15 protein-coding genes and 1 riboswitch are annotated in these 15,924 nt (G+C 72.5%); of the genes, 7 read left to right on the plus strand and 8 right to left on the minus strand.

Features of this window, described 5'->3' with window-relative positions; all coding sequences use genetic code 11:
- The first annotated feature begins 13 nt into the window (after positions 1-13).
- Entirely contained in the window at positions 14-1,033 is a 1,020-nt protein-coding gene (locus tag ACIRRS_RS24700) for a LacI family DNA-binding transcriptional regulator (RefSeq protein WP_402974564.1), read from the plus strand.
- A 53-nt stretch (positions 1,034-1,086) separates the two neighbouring features.
- On the opposite strand, the gene ACIRRS_RS24705 is transcribed toward ACIRRS_RS24700, so the two are convergent.
- From ACIRRS_RS24705 to ACIRRS_RS24715, 3 genes are all read right to left on the minus strand, one after another.
- The gene (locus tag ACIRRS_RS24705) at positions 1,087-1,287 is read right to left on the minus strand and encodes a hypothetical protein (protein ID WP_402974567.1); all 201 of its coding nucleotides are present in this window, start codon (positions 1,285-1,287) and stop codon (positions 1,087-1,089) included.
- 113 nt (positions 1,288-1,400) lie between these two features.
- Positions 1,401-2,726 carry a transglycosylase family protein gene (locus ACIRRS_RS24710; RefSeq protein ID WP_402974570.1) on the minus strand — a complete coding sequence of 442 codons (1,326 nt, stop codon included), beginning with the start codon at positions 2,724-2,726 and terminating at the stop codon, positions 1,401-1,403.
- Positions 2,713-2,873: riboswitch (cyclic di-AMP (ydaO/yuaA leader) on the minus strand. Its footprint overlaps the gene before it by 14 nt.
- 458 nt (positions 2,874-3,331) lie before the next feature.
- Positions 3,332-4,264 carry a hypothetical protein gene (locus ACIRRS_RS24715; RefSeq protein WP_402974573.1) on the minus strand — a complete coding sequence of 311 codons (933 nt, stop codon included), beginning with the start codon at positions 4,262-4,264 and terminating at the stop codon, positions 3,332-3,334.
- A 570-nt stretch (positions 4,265-4,834) separates the two neighbouring features.
- Here ACIRRS_RS24715 and ACIRRS_RS24720 point away from each other — a divergent pair.
- On the plus strand, positions 4,835-5,098 hold the full coding sequence (locus tag ACIRRS_RS24720; RefSeq protein ID WP_396281833.1) for a DUF397 domain-containing protein: 264 nt from the start codon (positions 4,835-4,837) through the stop codon (positions 5,096-5,098).
- 403 nt (positions 5,099-5,501) lie between these two features.
- On the opposite strand, the gene ACIRRS_RS24725 is transcribed toward ACIRRS_RS24720, so the two are convergent.
- Complete coding sequence (locus ACIRRS_RS24725) at positions 5,502-6,023, minus strand: ATP-binding protein (RefSeq protein WP_402974576.1); 522 nt, start codon at positions 6,021-6,023, stop codon at positions 5,502-5,504.
- A 421-nt stretch (positions 6,024-6,444) separates the two neighbouring features.
- Here ACIRRS_RS24725 and ACIRRS_RS24730 point away from each other — a divergent pair, with 421 nt between their 5' ends.
- Positions 6,445-7,311: a helix-turn-helix domain-containing protein gene (locus ACIRRS_RS24730; protein WP_402974579.1), complete on the plus strand. Its 867-nt coding sequence runs from the start codon at positions 6,445-6,447 to the stop codon at positions 7,309-7,311.
- Between the two features lie 43 nt (positions 7,312-7,354).
- Here the strand turns inward: ACIRRS_RS24730 and ACIRRS_RS24735 are convergent, their stop codons facing one another.
- Positions 7,355-7,960 carry a TetR/AcrR family transcriptional regulator gene (locus tag ACIRRS_RS24735; RefSeq protein WP_402974582.1) on the minus strand — a complete coding sequence of 202 codons (606 nt, stop codon included), beginning with the start codon at positions 7,958-7,960 and terminating at the stop codon, positions 7,355-7,357.
- Between the two features lie 216 nt (positions 7,961-8,176).
- Positions 8,177-9,709: an MFS transporter gene (locus ACIRRS_RS24740; protein ID WP_402974585.1), complete on the minus strand. Its 1,533-nt coding sequence runs from the start codon at positions 9,707-9,709 to the stop codon at positions 8,177-8,179.
- Positions 9,710-9,796: 87 nt separating this feature from the next.
- Here ACIRRS_RS24740 and ACIRRS_RS24745 point away from each other — a divergent pair, with 87 nt between their 5' ends.
- Positions 9,797-10,228 (plus strand): MarR family winged helix-turn-helix transcriptional regulator, encoded by a 432-nt coding sequence (locus ACIRRS_RS24745; protein WP_402974588.1) that lies wholly within the window; start codon positions 9,797-9,799, stop codon positions 10,226-10,228.
- 49 nt (positions 10,229-10,277) lie between these two features.
- On the opposite strand, the gene ACIRRS_RS24750 is transcribed toward ACIRRS_RS24745, so the two are convergent.
- The gene (locus ACIRRS_RS24750; protein ID WP_402974591.1) at positions 10,278-11,225 is read right to left on the minus strand and encodes a M56 family metallopeptidase; all 948 of its coding nucleotides are present in this window, start codon (positions 11,223-11,225) and stop codon (positions 10,278-10,280) included.
- 183 nt (positions 11,226-11,408) lie between these two features.
- Positions 11,409-11,945, minus strand: coding sequence for a DUF5134 domain-containing protein (locus ACIRRS_RS24755; protein ID WP_402974594.1), 537 nt, complete (start codon positions 11,943-11,945; stop codon positions 11,409-11,411).
- A 479-nt stretch (positions 11,946-12,424) separates the two neighbouring features.
- Here ACIRRS_RS24755 and ACIRRS_RS24760 point away from each other — a divergent pair, with 479 nt between their 5' ends.
- The 3 genes from ACIRRS_RS24760 to ACIRRS_RS24770 are packed head-to-tail and all read left to right on the plus strand — an operon-like array spanning position 12,425 to position 15,653.
- Positions 12,425-13,825 carry a DUF6421 family protein gene (locus ACIRRS_RS24760; protein ID WP_402974597.1) on the plus strand — a complete coding sequence of 467 codons (1,401 nt, stop codon included), beginning with the start codon at positions 12,425-12,427 and terminating at the stop codon, positions 13,823-13,825.
- A complete protein-coding gene (locus ACIRRS_RS24765; RefSeq protein ID WP_402974600.1) occupies positions 13,822-14,580 on the plus strand; it encodes an SDR family NAD(P)-dependent oxidoreductase in 759 nt (252 codons plus the stop codon). The genes ACIRRS_RS24760 and ACIRRS_RS24765 overlap by 4 nt, the downstream gene beginning before the upstream one ends.
- Positions 14,577-15,653: a threonine aldolase family protein gene (locus ACIRRS_RS24770; protein WP_402974638.1), complete on the plus strand. Its 1,077-nt coding sequence runs from the start codon at positions 14,577-14,579 to the stop codon at positions 15,651-15,653. Before ACIRRS_RS24765 ends, ACIRRS_RS24770 begins: the two co-directional genes overlap by 4 nt.
- Positions 15,654-15,924: the final 271 nt, after the last annotated feature.

Here is a 15,924-nt window from a genome sequence, read left to right on the forward strand (position 1 = left end):
AGGCTCTGGGCCCGTGACTACGGCGCGACTCTCAGACATCGCGGCGCAGGCGGGGGTCAGCGAAGCCACCGTCTCCCGCGTACTCAACGGCAAGGCGAACGTCTCGGCCGCCACCCGGCAGACCGTGCTGGCGGCCCTGGACGTGCTCGGCTACGAGCGGCCGACCCGGCTGCGCCAGCGCAGCGCCGGACTCGTCGGGCTGATCACGCCCGAACTGAGCAACCCGATCTTCCCCGCGCTGGCGCAGGTGATCGAGCAGGTGCTCAGCCGCCACGGCTTCACCCCGGTGCTGTGCACCCAGACGCCCGGCGGCTCCACCGAGGACGAGCTGGTGGAGATGCTGGTCGACCGGGGCGTGGCGGGCATCGTCTTCGTCTCCGGGCTGCACGCCGACACCACCGCCGACCACGACCGCTACGCCCGCCTCGCCGGGCGCGGGGTGCCGTTCGTGCTGATCAACGGCTTCAGCGAGCGGATCGCCGCGCCGTTCATCTCGCCCGACGACCGGGCCGCGATGTGGATGGCCGTCCAGCACCTGGCCGAACTCGGCCACGAGCGCATCGGGTTGGCGACCGGCCAGCAGCGGTACGTACCCGTGCTGCGCAAGGTCGAGGGTTTCACGGCCGCGCTGCGCGAGGTGCTCGGCACGGGCGCCGAGGAGGCCGCGGGGCTCGTCCACCACACGCTGTTCAGCGTGGAGGGCGGGCACGCGGCGGCCGGCGCGCTGCTCGACAAGGGCTGCACGGCGATCGTCTGCGGCAGCGACATGATGGCGCTCGGCGCGATCCGGGCCGTGCGCCAGCGGGGGTTGTCGGTGCCCCAGGACGTCTCGGTGGTCGGCTTCGACGACTCGCCGCTGATCGCCTTCACCGACCCGCCGCTGACCACGATCCGCCAGCCGGTCGAGGCGATGGCCACGGCGGCGGTGGACGCGCTGCTCGAGGAGGTCGGCGGGAACGCCGCCCAGCGCGGGGAGTTCGTGTTCCAGCCGGAGCTGGTGATGCGCGGGTCCACGGGCGCGCGCACGCGCTGACCGAACGGGCGGGCCCCGGGGAGCGGTTGCTCCCCGGGGCCCTTCGCGCTCTCTCAGCCCTCCTGCGCGGCCGGGCGCTCCGCCGTCAGGCGGTCGCCGTCCGCGGCCTCGCCGGTACGGGTCCCGGTGCGCCGGCCACGTGCCAGGTAGTCGCGCAGGACGAGTTCGACGGCGTCCTGCGGGTTCCTGGTACCGGAGAGCATCATCACGTCGATCGCGAGGTTGGCGTCGAGCGTGACGGTGACCTGGGCCATGGTGACTCCTCCTCGGGTGCGGAAGAGCAGCATGCCCGTTGGCCCGGGGTTTGGCCACGCGAATGCGCGAAGCCCCCGGGAGCGCACTCCCGGAGGCCCCGCGCGCCGGTGCGTCAGACGCGGCCGGCGAAGTCCGGCGCCCAGTTGGCGACGGTCTGCGTGCGCACGCCCGAGGACGGGTTCGCGGCCTCGACGTACTTGCCGCCGCCGATGTAGATGGCGACGTGGTAGACGCCCGAGTCCTGGCCGTTGTTGGACCAGAACAGCAGGTCGCCCGCCTGGAGGCTGTCCAGCGAGACGTGGGTGCTCGCGGCGGCCTGGTCGGCGGCGACGCGCGGGACGGAGACGCCCGCGGCGCGCAGCGCGGCCTGGGTCAGGCCGGAGCAGTCCCAGCCGCCGTTGCCGGTGCCGCCGTAGACGTAGGCCTGGCCGACCTTCGACTGGGCGAAGGAGACGGCGGCGGCCATGCTGCCGGTCGCGGTCTGGGCCGGCTGCTGCGCCTGCTGCTGGGCCGGGGCCTGCTTGGACGGCTTGGCGGCCTGGTCCTGGGCGAGCGGCTTGGCGTTCACGGCACCGCCGTTCGCGGGCTGGCCGGACTTCTGCGAGCGGTTGAACCAGCCGAAGTCCGAGCCGGACTTGGCGGCGGGGGCGGCGGAGACCTGGGCCTGGCCGTCGAAGCTGAGCTTCTGGCCCGGGTAGATGGCGTCCGGGCCCTCGGTCAGGGTGGCGCGGTTGAGGTCGTACAGGTGCTGCCAGCCGCCCTGGACGTTGTGCTTGTCCGCGATGGTGGACAGCCAGTCGCCCTCGACCACGGTGTAGTCGCCCTGGGCCTGCGGCGCCGGGGCGGCCTGCTGGGCGGGGGCCTGCTGGGCGGGGGCCTGCGGGGCCTGCTGGGCCTTCTTCTGGGCCCAGGCGCCCTTGCCCGAGGTGCCGGAGGCGGCGGAGCCGGCCTGGTCCTGCGACTGCGACTGCGCGGGGGCGGCCGGCTTGGCGGGCTTCGCGGCGGGCTTGGCGGCCGCCGAGGTGTCGACGGAGGCGGCGGCGCCGCCCTTGGTCAGACCGGCCTGGACGGAGCAGACGGGCCAGGCGCCGGGGCCCTGCGAGGCGAGGACCTTCTCGGCGACGGCGATCTGCTGGTCCTTGGTGGCCTGGTTGGCCTGCGGCGCGTACGAGGTTCCGCCGAAGGCGGCCCAGGTGCTGGAGGTGAACTGCAGGCCGCCGTAGAAGCCGTTGCCGGTGTTGATGCTCCAGTTGCCGGTGCTCTCGCACTGGGCGACCTTGTCCCAGGTCGCGACGGAGGCGGCGGAGGCGCTGGTGGTGGTGAGGCAGGGGATCGTGAGGCCGACGCCCGCGACGCCGAGGGTGGCGATCACGCGACGGGTGCGGCTGGACAGGCGGGTGCCGTTGGTGGGCAGCATGAAGACGCGGTCCTCTCCCACGCCTGCGAGGTGAGCTGTCGGATTCGGGCTGGAGTTGCCCGGCCGCGCGCTGCGCGGCTTCACCCCTAGCCCCGGGCCGTTCCGAAGAGCGGCCGAGGGCGACTTACCTGTGGTTCCCCCGCTCCTGCCGTGATGCGTTTTCGCGCTGCCAGGACATCCGACGGCAGGACTCGGCGTCGCGGATGAACTGGGTCCGTGTGGTCACGAACGGGGAGCACGTTAAGCAGAAGGAACTTCAATCTGCAAATAGCTGTGATGCGCATCACGGGGTTTAGAAAATAGCCGAATGAGCGCATTTCATGATCGGAAATGATCGTTTATTGGCAAGGTCACGCCGAATTCCCGGAACTGGCTCCGCCTCAGTTCTGCGGTGACGGAGCGTCGGAGCGCGCAGGGGGCGCGCCCGCCGGGGCGGGGAAGCGTCCACGATGCGGGCGCCGGATCAATTCCCGTATTCGTCGACAAAAGAGACCAGAACGGACATCACGCCCTTCATGGCTGAGCGGGGAACCAGGGAAGCGGGGAAGCGGTAAACGGAAATGCGGAAGGGGCCCGCGGCGGCCGTAGCCGTCGCGGGCCCCTTCCGGGGGCGTGCGTGCGCCCTGTCAGCCCTCCACGGGCGCCTGGACGGCCGCGTGGGCGCCCCGGGGCGCCTGTGACGGCTCCGAGGCCGCCGCGGCCTCGGCCAGGGCCTCCGCGGTGGGCGCGGGCAGCGAGGCCAGGTAGGTGGAGGCGATCAGCTGCCCCACCGTCGGGTAGGCGCCCAGCGGCGCGGCGGACGGGCAGCCCGTCTCCTCGGCCGCTGTGGCGAGCAGTTCGGAGTCCGCCTCCGGGCCGATCACCAGCGGGGCCAGGGCGGGCCGCTGGGAGCCGGTCTCGCGCAGGTGGTTCACGGCGCCGGCCACCGAGCCGGGGACGTCCAGCGCGGCCGCGACGACCGGGACGGCCAGGCGGGCGGCGAGCAGCACACCGGTGATGCCGGCCGCGGCCGCCGCCTCCTCGCCGCCGACGACGGTCAGCACGACCCCGTCCGCGGCGGTGGCGATGGCGAACAGCCGCGCCCGGTCGGCCCGGGCGAGCCCGGCCTCGGACAGTCGCACGTGCACGGCCTCGGCCAGCAGCGGGTGCGGGCCGAGCGCGTCGGTGACGGTGGCGCCGTACTCGGCGGCCGCGGCGTGGAGTTCGGTCAGGAAGTCGTGCGCTCCCGGCACCAGCGGCACCACGACGGGCGCCGGCATGCCGGACTCGGCGGCCGAGGCCAGCAGTTCGGCGACGGTGCGCTCGCCCTCGGCCTCGGTGCCCTCGCCGGACAGGTAGCCGACCGCCGCCTGGACGCCGTTCTGCTCGCTGCGGACGATCGACAGCAGTTCCTCGACGACCGAGCGGGACTCGGGCCCGGCGGTGGCGGGCACGGCCAGCACCAGGGCCGGGCTGCCGGAGGGGATCTCGGGGCGCTCGGGACGGCGGTGGCGCCCCCGCGCACGGGAGCCTGGAGTACGGACGGGCAGTGGCGCGCCCGGAATGGCTGCGGTGCTCATGCCGGAGATCGTAGGACATCGCCCCGTCAGGCCCGCAGTCGGCTGCCGTACGGGCGTCCCGGGGGCGCGCCGCCGGGCCCGTGCGCCCGTCCGCACCGTCCGGGGAGGTTCATCCGCAAAACGGGCGAAACGCCACGGCGCCCCGCCCCCGTGGCCGAAGGTGTTTGACGCGACCGCAGGGGTCGGGCGTTGCAGGTGTGACGAGTGAGATGTTTCACAGCCCGGATGTGTGGACGAACGGGCCTGACGGAGGGTCACGGTGGTGCGACTCCCGGCGTTCGAAGATCAACAATCGGCGGAGGAATGCTCACGGTCGGTTGCGGAGATGTCGACGATTCAGTCGTCTATGTCCGTTTACGCACCGTCAGGAGAAGGGTCCGTGAAGAGTTCGCGGCCGCCGGTGAAAGGGCTCGTGCACCTGCAATGTCCCGTGCTGATGCACGTGCACTGCGGCTATCATCACGTCAAGTGAGGCGTTGTGCCGGGCCGGTACGGGGCCGGTCCGTTCGTTCGGCGCGTGCCGGGAGCGCCGCGCTGGACGACAACTCCGGATCTCTTCGGGAGATTTCTATGCACGACTCGCAGGACAAGCACGGCTCCTACGGCCCGTACAACGGGATGGCCGCCACCGAACTCCAGGGGGTGGTCTGGCAGAAGAGCCTGCACAGCAACTCCCAGGGCAACTGCGTCGAGTTCGCGGCCCTGCCCGGCGGCGAGGTGGCGATGCGCAACTCGCGCTTCCCTGAGGGGCCGGCGCTCATCTACACCAGGGCCGAGATCGAGGCCCTGCTGCTGGGGGCCAAGGACGGGGAGTTCGACCACCTGGCGGTCTGACGGGGGCCGCGGCTTCACCATCTGGGGGCCGTCGTGGGTGCTGACACCACGACGGCCTTTGTCTTGTCCGCGGTCTTGTCCGCACTCCGCCGCGGGCCGGGCCGACCGGGTCGGTGCGCTGCCGCGCGGGATGCGGCGCGGGGTGCCGAGGGGACGCCGACGGCGGCGTCCGGCGGGCGCGGGCCGGACTTCGGGCCGCGCAGGCCGTAGGGGCCGTGCGTCTCGTGCGTCTCGTACGAGTGAAGCGGGTGAAGAGGGTGGAGCGGTCGGACCGGCGCGTACGGCCTGATCGCGGCGTTCGGGCAGGGAGTCCCACGGCTCCCGGGGTGTGGTCCTCCCGGGGCCTCGCCACGACCGTCCGCACCTCGGACGGCTGCGCGTCCGGCGGTGGTCCGGTGTCGGCCTAGGCCGAGCGTCGGTGTCGTCCACCGAGTTCGGAGCCGTTCACGGGCTCCGCCTCGAACATGGCCCACACCACCTTGCCGCTGCCGAGGGGGTGCCAGCCCCAGGAGCGGCTGAACGACTCGACCAGGTGCAGCCCGCGGCCGGATTCGGCGACGAAGTCCGCCTCCCGGGCCACCGGGCCGGTGTTGCTCGGGTCGCTCACCGCGCACACCACCTGGGGGGCGCGGTGGACCAGGCTTATTCGGATCGGCAGCCGGCCCTCGGCGGTCGGCTGTATGGGAAAGTCGTGCTCGCCCAGGGCGCCGCCCGAGGGGTCGGGCCGTGCGCCGATCGCATGCCGAAGCGCGTTGGTGACCAGTTCCGAGGCGACCAGCGCGACGTCGTCGAAGAGCTCCGCCAGATCCCAACGGTCCAGGGAGGCCCGGACGAAGTCGCGCGCGGTTCTGACGGCTTCGTAGCGAGGTGCGAGCGTACAGGTGACCACAAGGGGGTCAACCGCCAAAGCCGTACCGGTGCTCATGAAGAGCTCCTCCCATAAGGGGGCGGACACGGCTGGACCCGCCGGGGTCATGCCGGTCACCTCCGACTCGCTCGGCCGCTCGGCCGCCCCCTCGACGACCAGGCGCGCGCGCACTCGAACGCCCGCCGGCGCGGGGGACGCCGTCGGCCGGGTGCACGGAGTCGCGCGTGGGGTCGACGCGGAGCCCGCGGGATTGCCAGGGATGTGCAGGTGCACGTGCACCATGGTGGTGTGCGCTCACTGCAGATGCAAGAGTCGATTCACGTGCAGTCGCACTATTGGCATATGCAAGCGCCGTTTGCACGTGCATCCTGGTGCGGAGGGTGTGGAACTGATAGGAACATCCGTCAGTATCGGCACCGTGAGCGCTCAACTGATGGCAGACTGTGCGCTGTTTGCCCTAGGTGGAGGTTTGGACCGCATGACCACAGTTCAGCCGGGCGGCGGCTCGATGGTCCGCCGAATCCTCCTCGGCTCGCAGTTGCGACGCCTGCGCGAGACGCGGGGCATCACCCGCGAGGATGCGGGCTACGCGATCAGGGCCTCCGAGTCCAAGATCAGCCGGATGGAACTCGGCCGCGTCAGCTTCAAGGAGCGTGACGTCGCCGACCTGCTCAGCCTGTACGGCGTCGAGGACGGCCTGGAGCGGGAGGCCCTGCTCGGGCTGGTCCGCGAGGCCAACAAGTCCGGGTGGTGGCACAGCTTCAACGACGTGCTGCCCGGGTGGTTCCAGACGTACGTCGGCCTGGAGGAGGCCGCCCAGCTGATCCGCACCTACGAGGTGCAGTTCATCCCCGGACTCCTTCAGTCCGAGGAGTACGCACGGGCGGTTTTCGGCCAGAGTCGGCCCGTCATCTCCGAGGATGAGGTGGAGCGGCGGGTGAGCCTGCGGCTTCGCCGCCAGAAGCTGCTCACCGAGGGCACCAGCCCGAGGCTGTGGGCCGTGATCGACGAGGCGGCCCTGCGCCGGCCGGTCGGCGGGCCGAAGGTGATGCGCGGCCAGGTGCAGTACCTGATCGACGTCGCCGAGCAGGCCAACGTCGTCATCCAGGTCATGCCGTTCCGGTTCGGCGCCCACGCGGGCGAGTCCGGGGCGTTCACCATCCTGCGCTTCCCCGAACAGGACCTGGCCGACGTGGTCTACCTGGAGCAGCTGACCAGCGCCCTCTACCTCGACAAGCGCGACGACGTCGACGCGTACGTCCAGGTCATGGAGCGGCTGTGCGTGGACAGCCTCACGCCCGAGCGCACGATAGACCTGCTGGCCTCGATCCTGAAGGAGCGCTGACCCGCTCCGTCGCCACCCCTGCGCAGAGCCGCCCCACCCGCACTCAGCCGCGGGCCGGCGGCCGTTCGCGTTCCGGGGGCAGGGCCTGCGGCGGCAGGCCCAGCCCCCAGGCGAGGTCGTAGCGGCGGAAGAGGTCGGCCCGGATCGGCGCCAGCGTCAACTCGGCGCCGGGCAGCAGCACTCCGATGCAGCCGCCCATCAGCGCGCTGCGCAGCACGGCGTGCTCGGCGACGGGGTCGGGCGCGCCCCAGTCGAGCAGCAGCCCCTGGAGGATCGCGCCGAGCTGCTGCTGCTCAGGGTCCTGGACGAAGGCTCCGGTGTCGGGGTCGAGGATCAGCGCGAGGTGGGAGCGCATCACCCGGGGGTGCTCCAGCGCGAGGAGGAGAACGGCGTCGATCGCGCGGGCCAGCCGGGCCTCCGGCGAGGTGCCGGGCGGGAGTCCGGCCAGCGCCGCGGCCAGGGCCTGGTGCATCATCCGGTGCGTCGCGGACTGCATGAGCAGCCGTTTGCCGTCGAAGTAGTACGAGAGCAGGCCGCGCGCCAGCCCGGCGCGCTCCGCGATGTCGGTCAGCGTGGTGCCCGCGTAGCCGCGCTGGTCAACGAGTTCGACGGTGGCCCGCATGATGCGCCGCCGGGAGCGTTGCCGCATCTCCTCGTTGACCGAATCCCCGCGAGGTGCCATCGTGTCTGCTCCGAACGTTCGTTGGCTCCGGGCCAATATACTGGCGGAGCCTGGCGGCCGAACCGTGGAAGCGCACCCTGGCGGTCGGCCGCACGAAGACTGCCGGCTCCACCAACACGGGGGTTTGGTGGAGCCGGCGCCCGCTGCCCGTCGACCGGGGGTCGGTCGACGGGCAGCGGGGTTTCAGCGCTCGGAGAGGGCTTCGGTCCGCGCCGCGGCGAGGACCGGGGCCTGATCGGCCTCGATCGACGGCTCATCATAGTGGGGCTCCCTCGCGGCGACGCCACCAGCGCGTCGGTCCGTCAGGGCGCCCAGGGCGGCGATGAGCAGACCCACCAGCGCGACGGCCGTGACGAGCAGCAACGCCGGGCGGTAGCCGTCCAGTTGGGCCTGCGGGCTGTCGCCGCCGGCGCTGCCTGCGGTGATCATCGCGGTGGCGCCGGCCAGGACGACGGCGGTGCCGACCTGGATCGCGGTGTTGACCAGTCCGGAGGCGAGGCCCTGCTCCTCGTCGGCCACGCCGTCGGTGGCGGCGATGTTCACCGAGGGGAAGGCCAGCATGAAGCCGATGCCGAGCAGCACCATCGAGGGCAGCACCAGCACGGGGTAGGAGCTGTGCTCGTCCAGGCGCAGGAAGAGCGCGAACGCGCCGGTGAGCGAGAGCAGTCCGAGCGGCAGCAGGCGGGCGGTGCCGTAGCGGTCCACGACCTTGCCCATGAACGGGGCGGAGAGCGCGATCATCGCGCCGGCCGGCAGCAGGCCGAGCGCCATCTTCAGGGCGGACCAGCCGAGCAGGTGCTGGAGGAAGAGCGTCACGACGAACTGGAACCCGCCGTACGCGCCGGCCATCGCGAAGGCGACGAGGTTGGCCCGGGCGACGGAGCCGTTGCGGAAGATGCCGAGCCGCACCAGCGGGTGGGCGGCGCGGGCCTCGGTCGCCAGGAAGGCGGCGGCCAGCACGGCGACGACGGCGAGCGAGCCGAGGGTGCGCAGGCTCAGCCAGCCCGCGCCCTGCGCCTCGGTGACGGTGAAGACCAGCAGCAGGACGGTGGCGGTCCCGGTGATCGCGCCGAGCACGTCGTAGCCGCCCTTGGCGCGCTCCTCGACGGGGCGGGGGAGCAGGCGGACGGCGGCCAGCAGCGCGATCAGCGCGACCGGGACGGGCATCAGGAACGTCCAGCGCCAGCCGACCTCGGTGAGCAGGCCGCTGAGCACCAGGCCGAGGGAGAAGCCGCTGGCGGCGCAGGTGGTGTAGATCGACAGCGCGCGGTTGCGGGCGGGGCCCTCGGCGAAGGTCGTGGTGATGATCGACAGGCCGGCCGGGGCGGTGAAGGCGGCGCTGACGCCCTTGAGGAAGCGGGCGCCGATCAGGAGCGCGCCGTCGTCGACGAGCCCGCCGGCCAGCGAGGCGGCGGCGAAGACGCCGAGGGCGACGAGGAAGACGCGGCGGCGGCCGAGGAGGTCGGCCGCGCGGCCGCCGAGCAGGAGGAGGCCGCCGTAGCCGAGCACGTAGCCGGAGACCACCCACTGGAGGGTGGAGGTGGACAGGTGCAGTTCGGAGCCGATGGAGGGGAGGGCGACGCCGACCATGGAGACGTCCAGGGCGTCCAGGAACATGGCGGCGCAGAGCACGATCAGGGTCCCCCAGAGGCGGGGTGTCCAGCTCGGGCCGCTGGTTGACGAGGCGTCGGGAGACGTGACGGTCGCGGTGGTCATGGGGAGGACAGTACATGCACATGCATTCAATGCAAATGAATTAGATGTGAACGCATAAAATTCCTGTGCAGCTGCTAGGGTGGCGAGGTGGCTGAACTCGACTCCCCGGCCCAGGCCGAACTCGTCGCGCAGTGGCGCGGCCTGCTCGCCCGCCATGCCGACACCGCCTGCACGCTCGACCGCGAGCTGGGGGAGCGGTACGGGTTGGGCATGAGCGAGTTCGAGGTACTGGAGCGCCTGGTCGAGGGCTGCGGCTCCGGGGACGGCCCGCACTCCCTGCGGGTCAGTGACCTGGCGCCGACCGTCCACCTCAGCCAGAGCGCCCTCTCCCGGCTGATCGCCCGGCTGGAGAAGGGCGGGCTGGTCACGCGCTCGATGTGCGAGGCCGACCGGCGGGCCGTGGTGATCACCCTGACCGACGCCGGGTGCGAGCGCTACCGGCAGGCCCGGCCGCTGCACCGTGAAGTGCTCTCCCGCACCCTCGGCGAGGCGCCGGTCACGGGCTCCTGCTCGAACTGAGCCCCTCCCGCCGGAAGGGCTCGCCGGAAGAGCCGGCCGGAAGGGCTCGCTAGAAGAGGGAGCCGATCCCCGGGGCGGCGGCCAGCAGCACGACGGCCGCCGGCGCGCACAGCGCCACCACCGTCAGCCGCAGCCGGTGCGCGGCGGTCAGCCTCGGGCGGCCGGCGAGCAGCCGGTCCACCCGCTTCGGCGACTGCGCGAGACCGGGCGGGCAGGCGCCGAACACCCCTCGGTCCAGGTTGAGTTCGGCCAGCGCGAGGGCGGTGGTGTGCCGGCCGTGGCGCCGCGCCGCCCGGTCGTCGGCGGCCAGCTCGACCAGCTCCTCCACCTGGTCCCGGAACGCCCGGAACACCGCGGCGCCGGGGAAGCCCGAGGCGAGCGCCCGGGCGAACTGCTGCAGCCAGTGGTGGCGGGCACGCACATGGCCGCGCTCGTGGCTCAGCACGGCCGCCAACTCCCGGTCGGTGAGCTGCTGGAGGGCGCCCGTGGTGACCACCAGCCGGGAGTCCGGCCCCGGCAGCGACCAGGCCTCGGGCCGGACGTTCTCCAGCACCACCAGCCGCTCGCCCCGGCTGCGCGCGGAGGCGATCGAAGCGGGCAACTCCGGCGCACGGACAGTCAGTTGGTCGAGCCTTCGGGCACGCGTCGCCTTGGCCGTACGGACTTCCCGGGTGAGCGCCAGCACCGTCTGCAGGGCGCCCGCCGCCAGGACCACCGCGCACAGCCGGCCCCAGCCCTCGGCGTCCTGGAGGCCGTACGCGGCCTCGACCCCGTGCGGGGCCCCCGCGAACAGCAGGGCGCGCAGCTCGGGCAGGGCGGCGGAGGCGGCCAGCACCAGGCCCAGCGCGCAGCACATCAGCACCGCCACCACGAGGCACTGCCACACCAGCAGCGCCAGCACCGGTTCGCGCTCCGCCCAGCGGGCCCGGGCCAGCAGCCGGGGCACGGCGGTCGAGAGCAGCAGGCCGAGCAGCAGCAGGCCGATCAGGGCAGTCATCGCAGGGGCTCCCCGAGTACGCACGGAACGCGACAACGCGCTCCCCGTCAACCTATGCGCCGGCGACGCCCGGGGGAACGGCTTTCGTCGGGCCAGTGACCAACGCCACGCGGGGGAGCGGGGGTTGGCGTGTGCGCGTCCGCGGCGGCGGCAGTGTCGCCAACCGGTACGGGGCCGCCCCGCTCACATCGTCAGCAGCATCGCGAACATGCCGATGCCCATGGTGAGCCGGCAGGCCTGCGGCAGCCCCGCCGTGCCGAGCGCGAGCGTCCCCGAGGGGGTGCGGAGCAGCCGGGTGCCGGTGCGCAGCGAGTACGCGCCGAAGTAGAGGAGCAGGGCGCCGGTCAGCACCGGGGTGCCGAGCGCGGCGGCGTGGTGGTGGCCGCCGGGGGAGGCCGTCATCGCGAGGGCGGCGTACGTCATGGCGAGCGCGCCCACCGCGTGGTGCAGCCGGTGGGCCCGCCCGGCGGGGGCGGCGAGCGCGGCGACCAGGAAGGCGGCGGCGGGCAGCCCGAACAGCCAGGCCCAGACGGCGGCGGGCACGGCGGCCCCGGTCAGGGCCATCGCGGCCATGCCCAGCCCCATCAGCGCCTCGGCGGCGTCGGACTCCCGGGCGAGGCGGGGCAGGCGCGCCGGGCGGCGCAGGCGGGTGAGGCAGTGCGCCCCGGCGCCGGCGGTGAGGAGGGCGAGGAGCCAGTTGACCAGGACCGGTCCGTGCAACGGCGGCCTCCCGGGGCGGCGGGCGGTGCGGCCGCCGGCGGACGGTCGTCACGTCCACGATCACCGCCGGGGCCCCGGCCCGGCCAGGGCGCGTACGGGGGCGCGTGGTGGTGACCGCCGTGGTGAGGCCCGTCCGCACGCCCGCGCCGCGAGCCGTCCCCGGTGGCGGCGCCTCCCCACAGGCGGCATGGTCGGCGTACGGGCCCGGCGGCGCTCTCGGTGCCAGGTGCGCGTTCCGTCCTCGCGTTTCCCCAGGTCGTCCGGATGTGCGTCCACATGGTGGACGTCGGCCGTTCCACCAGCCGCACGCCCCGCCCCTGACGGCCCCCCAGGTCCCTTGCCCCGGGCCCCCGACAGGACGATTGGCGGCCTGAAGGGCACATCACCGGAGCATTGCCCGTCTGGGCCCTCTTGAACAGGAGAACCTTTCGTACTTATGGTGTCCTCGTCGAAATAACTCCTGTCGAAGTGAGTCCACGATGCAGAATCTTTCGCCAAGGCTCGCTGCGGCGGCCGACGCCCCGGTCTCGACCCACGCCACCCACCCGGCCTGGCTGCGCCTGAAGGAGGCCGTCGAGACGCTGCGCCCGCTGCAGTCCAAGGACGGCTCCATCGACCTGTCCACCGTCCAGCGGCACACCGTCGACCCGCTGGTGGCCACCGTCCGCGCCGCCGTCGAGGAACTGGCCCCCCTGTTCCCGCACGACGCCGCCTACCTGGCCGCCGTCGACGCCGACCTCGCGAAGTGGGCCGACACCGGCTACCGCGAGCCCGACTTCCTGGACTCGCTGCTCGCCTTCCAGCCCGCCGACCAGCGCGAGGACGGCCTCGAGCACCTCGTGGTCTTCCCGATGTACACCCAGAACGGCAACCCGGACCGCAACCTGGAAGCCGTCCTGCTGAGCGTCGTCTGGCCCGACTGGCTGGCGGAGCTGGAGAGCTCCCGCTTCGACAACCCGATGTTCGTGCCGATCACCTTCACCGACTTCACGGCCGGCTACGACACCAACTCCGCCGTCCTCTTCCCCGAGACCGTGGCCGTGCGCAAGGCGCCGGAACGTTTCACCTGGGGCGGCATCTTCTGCGACCGCGAGGCCGCCCGCTTCCGCGCCGTCACCACCAGCGCCGTCCGCCAGCTCGGCCTGGAGATCCCCGCCGACGCCGCCGGCCTCCTGGAGGACCAGCAGCGCGCGCAGGAGACCTTCGTCCTGTGGGACCTCGTCCACGACCGCACCCACAGCCACGGCGACCTGCCGTTCGACCCCTTCATGATCAAGCAGCGCAGCCCGTTCTGGATGTACGGCCTGGAGGAGCTGCGCTGCGACCTCACCACCTTCAAGGAGGCCGTGCAGCTGGAGGCCGAGGGCAACCCGCACGCCCGCGACGTCCAGTACGCGGTCCTCTTCGACCGCCTCTTCCGCTTCCCGGTCAGCGGCGACCGCGTCCGCAACTACGACGGCATGGGCGGCCAGCTCCTCTTCGCGTACCTGCACAAGAACGACGCCCTGCGCTGGCGCGACAACCGCCTCACCATCGACTGGGACCGCGCCCCGCAGGTCACCAACGCGCTCTGCGCCGAGATCGAGACGCTCTACCGCGACGGCATCGACCGGCCCAAGCCGGCCCACTGGATCGCCGCCTACGAGCTCGTCTCCCGCTACCTCACCCCGCACCCCGCCTCGACCTGGGCCAAGGGCCCCGAGGCGCTGCCGCTCGGCCTCACCGACGGCAAGGCCCTCAACAAGGCGCTGTGCGACGCCGTGCTCCCGGACGAGTTCCCGCTGAGCATGTTCTACGAGGCCCTGTCCAAGAAGCTCGGCGGCGTCATCGCCGCCACCGCCGGCATCACCGGCACCGGTATCCAGGGAGCAGCCGCGTGACCACCACCCCCTCCACCAAGCTGGCCGGCAAGGTCGTCGCCGTCGCCGGCGCCAGCGGCCCCGCCGGGCGCGCCGTGCTGCGCCGCCTCGCCGCCGACGGCGCCACCGTGATCGGCGCCGACATCGACCCCCAGCGCCTGGAGTCCGCCCTCGACGCCACCCGCGTCGCCGTGCGCGGAGGGCTGGTGAGCGGCCAGGTGATCGACCTGCTCGACCCGCAGGAGGTCCACGACTGGGCCGACCACCTGGAGGCCGAGCACGGCCACGTCGACGGCGTCTTCCACCTCGTCGGCGGCTGGCGCGGCAGCAAGACCTTCTTCGACACCCGCCTGGACGACTGGGACTTCCTGCACGACACCGTCGTGCGCACCCTCCAGCACACCTCGCTGGCCTTCCAGCCCGCCCTGGTCCGCAGCGCCGCCGGCCGCTACGCGATGATCTCCGCCGCGGGCGCCCACAAGCCCGTCGCCGGGGGCGCGGCCTACGCCGCCGCCAAGGCCGCCACCGAGGCCTGGACCCTCTCCATGGCCGACTCCTTCAAGAAGGAGACCACCTCCCCGGACGGGGAGCCCACCGCGGCGGCTGCGATCCTGGTCATCAAGGCGCTGGTCAGCCCCGAGATGCGGGCCGAGAAGCCCGAGGCCAAGTTCGCCGGCTTCACCGACACGGCCGACCTCGCCGACCACCTCGCGGGCCTCTGGGACCGCCCCGCAGCAGAACTGAACGGACAGCACCTGTGGCTGACAGCCCGATGACCGACCCCGTCCGCACGGACGCGGTGCGCCGCCACGACCCCGCCGTGCGCGGCTTCGCGAGCGACAACTACTCCGGCGTCCACCCGGAGGTCCTCGCCGCGATCGCCCTCGCCAACGACGGCCACCAGGTCGCCTACGGCGAGGACGACTACACCGCGCACCTGCAGGACGTCTTCCGCCGCCACTTCGGCGAGAAGGCCGAGGCGTACCCGGTCTTCAACGGCACCGGCGCCAACGTCGTCGCCCTGCAGGCGCTGCTCCCGCGCTGGGGCGCCGTGGTCTGCGCCGAGTCCGCCCACATCCACGTGGACGAGGGCGGCGCGCCGGAGAAGATGGGCGGCATCAAGCTCCACACCGTCCCCACCCCGGACGGCAAGCTCACCCCTGAGCTGCTCGACCTCCAGGCGTTCGGCTTCGGCGACGAGCACCGCGCGCAGCCGCTCGCGGTCTCCATCACCCAGAGCACCGAGCTGGGCACCGTCTACACCCCCGACGAGATCCGCGCGATCGCCGACCACGCCCACCAGCTGGGCATGCTCGTCCACGTCGACGGCTCCCGCCTGGCCAACGCCGCCGCCTCCCTCGGCCTGCCGATGCGGGCCTTCACCACGGACGTGGGCGTCGACGTCCTCTCCTTCGGCGGCACGAAGAACGGCCTGCTGTTCGGCGAGGCCGTCGTGGTGCTCAACCCCGAGAAGGTCCGCAACATCACGTACCTGCGCAAGACCTCGATGCAGCTCGCGTCGAAGATGCGCTTCGTCTCCGTCCAGTTCGAGGCACTGCTCGCGGGCGACCTCTACCTGCGCAACGCCGGCCACGCCAACGCGATGGCCGGGCGACTGGAGGCGGCCGTCCGGAAGATCGACGGCGTCGAGGTCGTGCGCCCGGCCCAGGCCAACGCGGTGTTCGCGATCCTCCCGCGCGAGGTGAGCGAGCGGTTGCAGAAGCGCTACCGCTTCTACTTCTGGAACGAGCACACCGGCGAGGTCCGTTGGGTCTGCACCTTCGACACCACGGAGGCCGACATCGACGCCTTCGCGGCGGCGATCGTCGAGGAGATGGGCCGCGCCTGACGGCCCGTACGGCATGGATCGCCCCCGTCCGGAAGCCCGGACGGGGGCGATTTGCATGTGGCGGTCCCGTCCCCGTACAGTTCCGGAGTCGCCGCGGGAGACCGGGGCAACAACGCGGAAAGTGAATCCGATGAATGAAACTCCGGAAAACGGAGCGGAAAACATCTGATAAGCTTGAAACACGAAAGAACGAAGCGCCCGGAGGGCCCGCTGGAAGGCGGCCTGAAGGAAGCGTCCGTTCCTTGAGAACTCAACAGCGTGCCAAAAGTCA

The organism is Kitasatospora sp. NPDC101183, assembly GCF_044767945.1.
In the GTDB taxonomy this organism is placed as follows: domain Bacteria; phylum Actinomycetota; class Actinomycetes; order Streptomycetales; family Streptomycetaceae; genus Kitasatospora.